The following is a 9,955-nucleotide window of genomic DNA, read 5'->3' as shown; positions in this document are numbered from 1 at the left end:
TATAATGTATAATGTATAATGTATAATGTATAATGTATAATGTATAATGTATAATGTATAATGTATAATGTATAATGTATAATGTATAATGTATAATGTGGTTGTTACATATCAATAGGGGGGGCTTTGGTCAGTTTTCTAAAATGATACTACCATTTAGCCAAACTTAATAAGTAAAGAAGAATAGAAATTGACACAATGTGGATTATTTAAATTCATTTTTCCGGCAAAAAAAATCCATCACGAGGATGGATTTTAAATTCTAGTGAGAATCGTTATTAGGAAGGTTTTTATTTCTTTTCTTGTAAAAATAATATCCAATACCGCCGATCAGGAACAGAGGCCACAACGGAAGGATAAACAGGAAAATAGAGGTGATCACATCCCAACCTGAAGAAATGGCTGCCAGTGATTTTTCTCCGAAATTTTTAGGCGCTTTTTCAGCTTCTGTTTTGTCTGTAAGACTTACTGAAATACTGCAAATAGCATTATCCATATAATTATTTCCTGAAACCTGAATGTTTTTGCTCTCAATATCACCAATATTATTGTTTAAAGCATCCATTAAACCATCAAAATTCTGAATAGGAACTTTGATGTCCATGGTGTATACTTTTTGGTCCTCACGTCTGCGGTCCGCAGATTCTATATAAGAAAGATCTTCACTTTTGATATAACCGTTATTTTTAAGGGCTTCCTCCTTGATGATTTCTTTCACTGTTTCCGCATTGTCTGCTTTGATAGAGATCTGGCCGGATTTTACCATTCTGTTTTTAGGTATGTTCAGTTCGTAACTGTCATTTTTAGGGTTGTCTTTATAAATGACTTTGGTTTCTTTGATCACCTTGGGAGCAGAAACATTCACGATTATTTTTTCAGATTTCTTCGCTGCAGAATCCTTTTTCTCCACCTTAGACTCCAGTTTTGTAGAGGCAATTTTATCAGATAAAGAATCCACAACCTTTGATGTGTTTTCTATTTTCTGCTGGATCTCGTTTTTGGTGTTTTCAAAATCTTTTATTTTGATATTGGCAGAATCAAGAGTTTTGCTGATGGTATGGCTGGCATTGTCTACAGCTTCTGCAGCAACACTGGAAGCACTGTCTGCCGTCTGTATTGTTTTTTCAAGTTGAGATTGTGCAGCTTCTCCTTTTTTACACATAATGAAGGTGCTTGATACAGCCACTAGTAAGATGAACTTTTTCATAACATTAATTTTTGATGAAGTAAAATTAGGAGGAGAGCACCCGAAACACTTGTAAATAGAATGTATTATACTGGTAAAATGATAACTGTTATAGTATCAGTGTTTTGTATTTGTTTTACAAGAGATTTACAAAGCCGTTTTGCAGATCCCATATTGCTTTTGATGGGATTTTACCAGGATATATTTGAATATGTCAGGCTTTATAGCTTAGTATATCTTTATTCACCTGAAGACTGAAGAGATCATGCAGACTTTTTATGAAAATAAATAAGGGAAATAACCTTGTCTTAAAGTAAGACCTTTTTTGGGTTCTTCTTAAATCTTAAGGGAAAAGTATGAATAAAAAAATCCGCAGAGAAAACCTCTGCGGATGTATGTTTTAGCAATTTTGCTTATTAATGATCTTTAAACTCACTGATGAAGTGCAGTTTCACATTCGGGAATTTTTCCTGTGTCATATGAATCGTAAATGAGGAGTCTGCTAAAAATACAAGCTGGTTGTATTTATCTCTGGCAAGGAATCTTTGTTTTAATCTTGCAAATTCTTTAAACTCTTCTGATTTTTCATCAGCTTCTACCCAACATGCTTTGTGCATAGATAGGGGTTCGTAGGTACATTTAGCACCATATTCGTGCTCCAGACGGTACTGGATTACTTCATATTGAAGCGCTCCCACTGTTCCGATAATTTTTCTATTGTTCATTTCCAGGGTGAATAGCTGTGCAACACCTTCATCCATCAACTGATCAATACCTTTTGCCAACTGCTTGGCTTTAAGCGGATCATTATTATTGATATAACGGAAATGTTCCGGAGAGAAACTAGGAACTCCTTTGAAGCTAAGTTTTTCCCCACCGGTCAGGGTATCACCAATTCTGAAATTACCTGTATCGTGAAGGCCTACAATATCACCAGGGAAACTTTCCTCCACGACTTCTTTTTTATCAGCAAAGAAAGCGTTGGGAGAAGAGAACTTCATCTTTTTACCTTCTCTTACCAGTAAATAATTTTCATTCCTTTTAAATGTTCCTGAAACAATCTTGACGAATGCCAGTCTGTCTCTGTGTTTAGGATCCATATTAGCGTGGATCTTGAAAACAAATCCTGTAAAATTGCTTTCCTCAGGTTTCACTATACGAAGGTCGCTTTCCTTAGGCTGTGGCATTGGAGCAATTTCAATAAATGCATTCAGAAGCTCACGTACCCCAAAGTTATTTAAAGCAGAACCGAAGAATACCGGCTGAAGTTCACCGTTCATATATTCTTCACGGCTGAATTCAGGATATACAGATTGGATAAGTTCTAATTCTTCTCTTAATGACTGGGCAGCTTTTGGACCAATTGCCTCATCAATAGAAGGATCGTTGATATTATCGAAAGTGATGGATTCTCCTACTTTTTGTTTTTTCTCTTCCAGGAATAGCTGAATATTGTTTTCCCAGATATTATAAATACCCTGGAAGTCACTTCCCATACCAATGGGAAGAGAAAGAGGAACTACTCTTAATCCAAGTTTTTGTTCCACTTCATCCAGCAGATCAAAAGCATCTTTACCTTCACGGTCAAGTTTATTGATGAAAACAAGCATCGGAATGTTTCTCATTCTACAAACTTTCACCAGCTTTTCTGTCTGTTCCTCAACCCCTTTTGCAACGTCAATGACAACGATTACAGAATCTACAGCAGTTAACGTTCTGTAGGTATCTTCAGCAAAGTCTTTGTGACCCGGAGTATCGAGAATGTTGATTTTATGATCTTTATATTCAAAAGCCAATACGGAAGTCGCTACAGAGATCCCTCTCTGTCTTTCAATTTCCATAAAGTCGGAGGTAGCTCCTTTTTTTATTTTATTGGATTTTACCGCACCCGCTTCCTGGATGGCTCCCCCGAAAAGAAGTAATTTCTCCGTAAGAGTCGTTTTTCCGGCATCCGGGTGGGATATGATCCCAAAAGTCTTTCTTTTTTGTATTTCTTTGATTAAGTCTGACATATTGTATTTTGAAGTTGCAAAAATCGTGATTTTTTACGAGGTTTTCAAATAAAATACAAGAATGTTGGTTGGGAGGTTCAGGTTCCAGCTTTTGAGTGTTTCACGATGGGGGAGATGCGGGATTTCATGTTTTATATTAAATGGAAAATAAATACAGAGAAATAGAGATTCAACCCTCATTTTTGTATCAGGATAACTACCGCGGTGAAAATAAGAATTTCCTTTTTTAGTTGCCTGTGGCATTCAAAAAAATTATCTTTGTTTCCATAAAATTTTACAGAGAAAAGAATGGAAAATAGCAAATATCCAAAGTTTACTTTCACGTGGCTAGGAGGGCTGACTTTGGTCGTTGGACTGTTTGTAGGAACAATGGCTGTTTCTTTATTCAGTACTTTTTGGAAAGTGACTTTCAAAGAAAATCTTGAACTAAAAGACTGGTTTTTAATGGTGGCTAATTCTGTGGGATTTTTAACGGCCATTGCCTTTTTTGATTTTTTCATTGTAAGGCGTACCACCAATAAGAAACTCAACTTCAACCTTTCTTCAGTTAATTTCTATACCTACCTTCTGATTTTTCCAATGATGGCCGGGATGATGTTTATTGCAGAGTTTATTACCTCTTTAATCCCAACCACAGGTCCTGTTTTTGGAGACTTTTATGAATATTTTATTCAACTTATGAGCCAGTTGACAGACGACCCGGTAGTGATGATTATTATGACTGTGATTTTGGCTCCTATTTTTGAGGAAATTATATTCAGAGGAATTATTCAGAAAGGACTGGTCAATAAAGGAATTAAACCGTGGAAAGCTATTGTATATGCTTCCATTATCTTTGGAGTTGTTCATGGAAATCCATGGCAGTTTATCAGTGCAGTGATACTGGGATGTATATTGGGATTGGTGTATCATAAAACGAAAACTTTACTGCTGCCTATACTCTTGCATGCATTCAATAACCTGAGCCTTTCATTGCTGGTTCTTTATGGTAAAGATGAAAGCTTTGCAAAAGTTTTTAATGTTTCAGAGTGGCTTATCCTGGCCGCCGGACTTGTCCTTTTTTCATTATTCTACTATCTGTTTATGAAAAAATATAAAGTCCATTACTCTGAAATTTAATATATACAGCTAAAAATAAAATTGGAAAATGAATAAAGAAATGGAATTATTAGTCGCAACACACAATGAACATAAAAAAGAAGAAATTCAGCAGATCTTAGGAAGTGATTGTATAGTGAAAAGCCTTACGGACTACAATATTCATGAGGAAATTGTGGAAGACGGAGATTCTTTTCATGCCAATGCTTTGATTAAAGCAAAATACTGCTTTGAAAAAACAGGAATTCCAAGCTTGGGTGACGACAGCGGTTTGGCTGTAGAATCTTTAGACGGGAGACCGGGAATATTCTCTGCTCGGTATGCAGGAGATCATGATTTTGCCAAAAATATTGAAAAAGTTTTAGCTGAAATGACAGGGATCGAGAATAGGAAAGCTTATTTTGTTACTGTTTTATGCTATTATGATGAGAATGGAGCTCAGTATTTTGAAGGAAGAGTTCATGGAAATCTACTGACAGAAAATAAAGGATTCAAAGGATTTGGGTATGATCCTATTTTTGTTCCGCAAGGGCACGACAGGACTTTTGCAGAAATGACTCCTGAGGATAAAAATAAAATCAGCCACCGCAGACAGGCATTAGACCTGTTTATGGATTTTTTAAAAGTGACAGATTAGGATATCCAGGCCAGCCTTATGATCCGGGTTTACCTTCTCTTATGGAAGAGAAAAGTCCGGGGTCTTATGCTTTTCCTATTTAAATTGTAAGGTAAAATTTACGTTTTAGATTTTCTGTTGTACATTTGTTATAATAAATTATTGATTTGAGTACTTATTTAACGATATTAGGCTTTAATTCAGCAATACCGACTATCAATACTTCACCCACTGCTCAGCTGCTGGACATGGAAGAAAGACTTTTTCTGATTGATTGTGGTGAAGGGACACAGGTACAGCTGAGAAAGGCCAAAGCAAGATTTTCAAAAATCAACCATATTTTTATTTCTCATCTTCATGGGGATCACTGTTTCGGGCTTCCGGGACTTATTGCGTCCTTCCGCCTTTTAGGAAGAGATAATCCGCTCCATGTATATGGGCCGAAGGGGATCAAGAAGATGCTGGATACTATTTTTGATATTACAGAAACGCACCGTGGTTTTGAAGTGGTGTACCATGAATTGGATAAAAACTATTCAGAAAAAATTTATGAAGATAATAGGGTAGAGGTGTATACTATTCCCTTAGATCACAGGATTTATTGTAATGGTTATCTTTTTAAGGAAAAACCAAAGGACAGGCATCTTAATATGAAAGAAATTGCCAAGTACAGTGAAATTGAAACCTGTGATTATCATCATATTAAAGCAGGAAAAGATTTCGTGTTAAGTGATGGTTACGTCCTTAAAAATGAGATCTTAACTCTTGAACCGGCATCAGCAGTATCTTATGCTTTTTGCAGCGATACCCGTTACCTGGAAAGCGTGCTTCCGATTATTAAAAACGTTACTGTCTTATATCATGAATCCACTTTCCTGCATGATTTGAAGGAAATGGCAGATTATACAGGACACTCCACGGCTTTAGAGGCGGCAACTATTGCCCAGAAAGCTCAGGTCGGGAAACTGATATTGGGACACTTTTCCAATAGATATGGAGATCTAACGGTATTTACTGATGAGGCAAGAAATATTTTCCCCAATACGTTTTTACCTAAAGCGTTGGAGAGTGTAAAAATTTAAATTGAATATGTTGAAGTTTGAAGAATTAAAAAGTTTCCTGGACGAAAAGGCTGACCGGTATAATACTCCAGACTTTATTGAAAATGACCCGATACAGATTCCGCACCGTTTTTCTTTGCAACAGGATATTGAGATTGCAGGGTTTTTGGCGGCAACAATTTCCTGGGGAAACAGAAAGTCAATTATCAGTTCAGCTGAGAAAATGCTCAGCATTATGGGGAATTCTCCTTATGATTTTGTGATGAATTATTCACAGAAGGATTTGGAAGATATTCAGGATAAAAGCATTCACAGGACATTTAATGGTCAGGATTTTGCTTACTTTATCAGGCAGTTCAACAGGATTTATAAAGGAAATGAAAGCCTGGAAAGCTTGTTTGAAGTACGGGAATCAGAAACGAATTTTCTGCATGCTATTGAAAGGTTTAGAAATAACTTTCTGGAAACAGAAAAACACAGAAGTCATAAGCATATCAGCTCTCCCGGTAAAAATTCATCTGCAAAAAGGATCATAATGTTCTTACGATGGATGGTCCGCAAGGATAAACGGGGAGTAGATTTTGGAATTTGGGAAAAGATAGATCATAAATATCTGTCAATCCCACTGGATGTTCATACCGGTAATATTTCGAGAAAGTTAGGTTTGATTTCAAGAACCCAAAACGACTGGAAAACCGTAGAAGAACTCGATATAGCCATTAGAAAGTTTGATGAAAATGATCCCGCAAAATATGATTTTGCACTGTTTGGACTTGGAGTAACTAAAGAACTCTTGTAAAAAAAAATGGATGAAAAAATATAATGAAAAAGCAGAAGTTCTTGAAAAAATAGCAGATAATATCACATCGTGGATAGGCTCTATCCCATCTTTGATAGTACACACCCTGCTTTTTATTACTTCGTTTCTGCTTCCTATTCTGAATATTGTGGAATTTGATAAAATGCTTCTTATTCTTACCACAGTACTTTCTTTAGAGGCAATTTATCTGGCTATATTTATTCAGATGTCTGTCAATAAAAATCACGAGAAAATTGAAGACATTCAGGAAGATATTGAAGATATCCAGGAAGATATTGAAGAGATCAGTGAGGATATTGAGGAGATCAATGAAGATATTGAAGATATTCAGGAGGATCTGGAAGAGATCAGTGAAGATATTGAGGAGATCGCTGAGGATGAAGAAGATGAAGATCATAATGAAAGAGCAAAAAATGTCATATTGAAAAGCAATGTGAATTCCAATAAAAATGAAATAAAAGCTTTAAAGGATATTATTAGCCAATTGCAGGGCGAAATTGATCAGTTGAAAAAGAACTGATTTTCTGATACCTCAGGTGTCTTAAAATAAGGCATAATATTTTATATTGTCATAATACATAAAAACAGATCAGTAAACATTGATCTGTTTTTTTTGATGAATAGCTATTTTTCCTGATTAAAATTATCGCTGGGGATTTATGAAAAATTTAAAAATAAAAAGCATTTGTTGTAAATTCTAATATTGAAATTAGAAGAAAGCTTTGAAAGAGTGAATTTGGTATCTATTTTTTTTATTACATTTGGGCAAATAAAATTAAAATGTTACATTATAGATCTAAAAACTATTTTTTTCTTTTAGTATTTTTATTGACTTCTATTTCTGTTTTCTCTCAGACATCACCTAGAAGAAAACCTTTAAAAGTGAAGCCTTCTGCAGAAAGCTTACGGGCGGGAACATTTGTAGATATAAATGTACCTCCTTATGCAGCCTCCAATTATACTCCCGAATTATTGGTGAAGAATATCCTGATCAACGGGGGGACCAACTGTACTACAGCTAATGTATCCAACGTTACTGTTTCACCCAATCAGGGGTTGGATAATGTAAACAGATTCTGGGGGTATTTCAATAAAGGGACTGCAAATTTTCCTTTTACTGATGGTATTGTACTGACTACAGGTTATGCAAAAGAAGGAGGGAATACTTTCAATAGCCACCTTGGATCATCCCCAGGCTCAGGAAGTGATCCTGATCTTGTAGCAGCTATTAATCCACCTTATAACTTACAGGATGCTGTGGCACTTGAATTTGATTTTGTTCCAAACTCTACTCAGGTAAAGTTTAATTATATATTTGCTTCTGAAGAATATGCTTCCAATTATCCGTGTACTGACTATACAGATGCCTTTGCCCTTTTATTGAAAAAAGTGGGTGATCCTACCTATACAAATCTTGCGGTATTACCCGGTGGAGCAGGACCTGTAAGCGTAACAAATATTGTTCCTGCTGGAAATGGGTTCTCTTGCGGTCCTATCAATGCCACATACTTTGGAGCCATGAATACTCCGCATGTGGGCATTAACTATAACGGTAGAACCACTCCTTTAACAGCTGTTGCGGATGTAATTCCAGGACAGACCTATCATTTTAAAATGGTACTGGCAGATGCCAGGGATCCGGGGTATGATTCGGCAGTTTTTTTAGAAGGAGGGTCTTTTGATATTGGAATTAAAATTGTAGATGGTACAGGAACTGCCTTACCTGGTACCATTAATATGTGTGATAATACGCCACAACAGCTTAAAGCACAGGTGGCTACCATTCCTGGAATGACTTTCCAATGGTATAAAGATGGGGTTTTAATTCCCGGAGCAACCAATGCGATTTATACTGCAACCCAGCCGGGTGTTTATCTTGTAAAAGTAATGATTCCTGGAAATCAGTGTCCGGGAGAAGCTACTATTACTATTATAGGAGGAACCAGCCCAACGGTACAGAATGCAGAAATGAAACTCTGTTCAACACCTACGCTGAGTACTTTCAATTTGGAAAATGCCAAACCTATGATCAGTACTACACCGGGAGCTGTATTCCGTTTTTATACCACTCAGGCTGATGCTCAGGCTCAGAATAATAGCTTCATTACAAATCTTACAAATTATAATGGAACGGATGGCCAGATTTTATATGTGAATGTTTCCAACGGAGCATTCTGTAGTAAAATAGCCACCCTTACTTTAAGAAAAGAAGAGACTCCTGTTGCTTCGCTTAAAGCTTCAAGGTTGAAAATCTGTGTAGGAGAATCTTTACTGCTTACAGCGGAAGGAGGTGTAACCTATCAATGGAATGATAATTCCGGAGCAGGAGCGATCAGAACAGTAAGCCCTACTCAGACCACCACTTATACAGTGTATGCGATAGGAGCTCAGGGATGTAAATCTCTGCAAGCGGCTACGGTGACCGTAGAAGTGGTACCTGCTATTGTTTCATCACTGAAAGGAGGACATATCTGTCAGGGAGATCGGATCCTTTTAGATGCGGGTTCCGGACCTTCTTATACCTACGAATGGAGTACAGGAGAAACAACTCAGGCTATTACCGTGGATACACCGGGTGAATATACAGTGACAATCAGTAATGGAGTATGTTCTAAAGTATTTAAGGCTCAGGTGATCCGTGCAGTAATTCCAGCAATAACAAAAGTGGATTTTAATGAGAACGGTACTTTAATCCTTACTGCAAGCAATCCGAGTAATGGAACTCTGGAATATTCAATAGATAACGGAGTAAGCTGGCAGTCTTCCAATGTATTTGGAAATGTACCAAAGAATAAGCTGATTTCTATTCGGGTGAGAGTTAAATATACAAGTTGTGTAGGATTCCTGGAGTACTTCACCTTTGTTATGAAAAATGTAATTACTCCCAATGGAGATAATATCAATGATGTGATCGACTTCAGAGGAGTGAGCAGCTATAATGGATTTAGTGGTTTTGTTTTTGACCGCTATGGAAGAGAAGTCTATAAAGCTGAAAAAATAAGACCTTACTGGGATGGTTATTTCCAGGGTAAAAAATTATCTACAGGTACTTATTGGTATCAGATAACCTACGAAGATCCCGCCAGTAAACAGCCTACTGTAAAAACAGGCTGGATATTGCTTAAAAATATAGAGTAATTTTGAATTATCATTGAAAGACTG

General features: G+C 36.5%; 8 protein-coding genes. 6 read left to right on the top strand and 2 right to left on the bottom strand.

Features of this window, described 5'->3' with window-relative positions; all coding sequences use genetic code 11:
- Nucleotides 1–262: 262 nt before the first annotated feature.
- Together DRF57_RS05560 and DRF57_RS05555 are read right to left on the bottom strand one after the other, a co-directional pair.
- A complete protein-coding gene (locus DRF57_RS05560; RefSeq protein WP_115917309.1) occupies nt 263–1,207 on the bottom strand; it encodes a DUF4349 domain-containing protein in 945 nt (314 codons plus the stop codon).
- A gap of 395 nt (nt 1,208–1,602) precedes the next feature.
- Nucleotides 1,603–3,198, bottom strand: coding sequence for a peptide chain release factor 3 (locus DRF57_RS05555; protein WP_115917307.1), 1,596 nt, complete (start codon nt 3,196–3,198; stop codon nt 1,603–1,605).
- Nucleotides 3,199–3,486: 288 nt separating this feature from the next.
- On the opposite strand from DRF57_RS05555, the gene DRF57_RS05545 reads away from it, so the two are divergent.
- From DRF57_RS05545 to DRF57_RS05520, 6 genes are all read left to right on the top strand, one after another.
- On the top strand, nt 3,487–4,317 hold the full coding sequence (locus DRF57_RS05545; protein ID WP_115917303.1) for a CPBP family intramembrane glutamic endopeptidase: 831 nt from the start codon (nt 3,487–3,489) through the stop codon (nt 4,315–4,317).
- A gap of 40 nt (nt 4,318–4,357) precedes the next feature.
- A complete protein-coding gene (rdgB, locus tag DRF57_RS05540; protein ID WP_228450204.1) occupies nt 4,358–4,933 on the top strand; it encodes an RdgB/HAM1 family non-canonical purine NTP pyrophosphatase in 576 nt (191 codons plus the stop codon).
- Between the two features lie 146 nt (nt 4,934–5,079).
- Nucleotides 5,080–5,994, top strand: coding sequence for a ribonuclease Z (locus DRF57_RS05535; RefSeq protein WP_115917299.1), 915 nt, complete (start codon nt 5,080–5,082; stop codon nt 5,992–5,994).
- A 7-nt stretch (nt 5,995–6,001) separates the two neighbouring features.
- The gene (locus DRF57_RS05530) at nt 6,002–6,772 is read left to right on the top strand and encodes a TIGR02757 family protein (protein WP_373866348.1); all 771 of its coding nucleotides are present in this window, start codon (nt 6,002–6,004) and stop codon (nt 6,770–6,772) included.
- A gap of 10 nt (nt 6,773–6,782) precedes the next feature.
- A complete protein-coding gene (locus DRF57_RS05525; protein ID WP_047485674.1) occupies nt 6,783–7,313 on the top strand; it encodes a DUF1003 domain-containing protein in 531 nt (176 codons plus the stop codon).
- 260 nt (nt 7,314–7,573) lie between these two features.
- Nucleotides 7,574–9,931 (top strand): choice-of-anchor L domain-containing protein, encoded by a 2,358-nt coding sequence (locus DRF57_RS05520; protein ID WP_115917297.1) that lies wholly within the window; start codon nt 7,574–7,576, stop codon nt 9,929–9,931.
- The last annotated feature ends 24 nt before the right edge of the window (nt 9,932–9,955 follow it).

This window comes from Chryseobacterium rhizosphaerae (assembly GCF_003385455.1).
Taxonomy (GTDB): domain Bacteria; phylum Bacteroidota; class Bacteroidia; order Flavobacteriales; family Weeksellaceae; genus Chryseobacterium; species Chryseobacterium rhizosphaerae.
The sequence above is the reverse complement of the archived record's forward strand: the minus strand, read 5'-3'. Positions and strand labels throughout refer to the sequence as shown.

Coding starts and splice junctions, on each gene's coding strand:
- DRF57_RS05525 (WP_047485674.1), top strand. CDS start 6,783: ATGAAAAAATATAATGAAAAAGCAGAAGTTCTTGAAAAAATAGCAGAT.
- DRF57_RS05530 (WP_373866348.1), top strand. CDS start 6,002: ATGTTGAAGTTTGAAGAATTAAAAAGTTTCCTGGACGAAAAGGCTGAC.
- DRF57_RS05555 (WP_115917307.1), bottom strand. CDS start 3,198: ATGTCAGACTTAATCAAAGAAATACAAAAAAGAAAGACTTTTGGGATC.
- DRF57_RS05560 (WP_115917309.1), bottom strand. CDS start 1,207: ATGAAAAAGTTCATCTTACTAGTGGCTGTATCAAGCACCTTCATTATG.
- rdgB (WP_228450204.1), top strand. CDS start 4,358: ATGGAATTATTAGTCGCAACACACAATGAACATAAAAAAGAAGAAATT.
- DRF57_RS05545 (WP_115917303.1), top strand. CDS start 3,487: ATGGAAAATAGCAAATATCCAAAGTTTACTTTCACGTGGCTAGGAGGG.
- DRF57_RS05520 (WP_115917297.1), top strand. CDS start 7,574: ATGTTACATTATAGATCTAAAAACTATTTTTTTCTTTTAGTATTTTTA.